This window comes from Pseudoalteromonas sp. GW168-MNA-CIBAN-0100 (genome assembly GCF_040309225.1).
Classification (GTDB): Bacteria; Pseudomonadota; Gammaproteobacteria; order Enterobacterales; family Alteromonadaceae; genus Pseudoalteromonas; species Pseudoalteromonas arctica.
Genome location: NZ_JBEOOL010000077.1, coordinates 1 through 663 on the forward strand (window position 1 = coordinate 1; position 663 = coordinate 663).

Sequence of the window (663 nt, forward strand, 5' to 3'; positions counted from 1 at the left end):
TTGTCCGATTTCACCACCTTTAATGGCGTTTCATCGGCAAACAGCGTGGGTTGCCTTAACAGCTCGGCTTTAAGCCGTTCAACTAATGGCGCGAAGAGTGTGGCTGATTTGTCTATCCAGCTGCTCATGGTCTGTCGACTGAGTTCAATACCGTATTGCTTAAACATCGCTTCCTGGCGATACAGCGGTAACCCGTATTGGTATTTACTGGTGATAAGCTGACTGAGCAAACTGCTGGTTGCAATGCCTTTGTTGATGGGCATGGCAGGCATTGAGGCTTGTTTAATCTGTGTCTGAGTTGAGGATTTATCACAGTGACGGCAGGCGTATTTAGGCCTAATATGCTCAATCACTTTGATTTTAGCGGGTATGAACTCAAGCTTTTCTGACTTATCTTCACCCATTCTATGTAGCTCACCGCCAAAGCAATCACAGGTTTTGTCGATGATGTCGTGAATAACCTGCTCACGAGGTAAGTCTTTTGGCAGTGGCTTACGCACCGGCTTTTTACGGGTATAGCTAATGGATTGTTGCTCTGCCTCAACTTCCTCAACAATTTCTTCCACTTCATTGAATAACTCGCCTTGCCCGGCAAAGCCTTCAGCACTTTTGCCGAATTGTTTTTGTTGGGCCAAGTTCCAGCGCTCTTCCAATGCCGCAATC

1 protein-coding gene is annotated in these 663 nt (G+C 46.6%); it reads right to left on the reverse strand.

The annotated features are described in order from the left end of the window. Window positions 1-663 (reverse strand): IS66 family transposase (gene tnpC / locus AAEY62_RS20070; protein ID WP_350635918.1); only part of this gene is annotated, 663 nt, incomplete at both ends.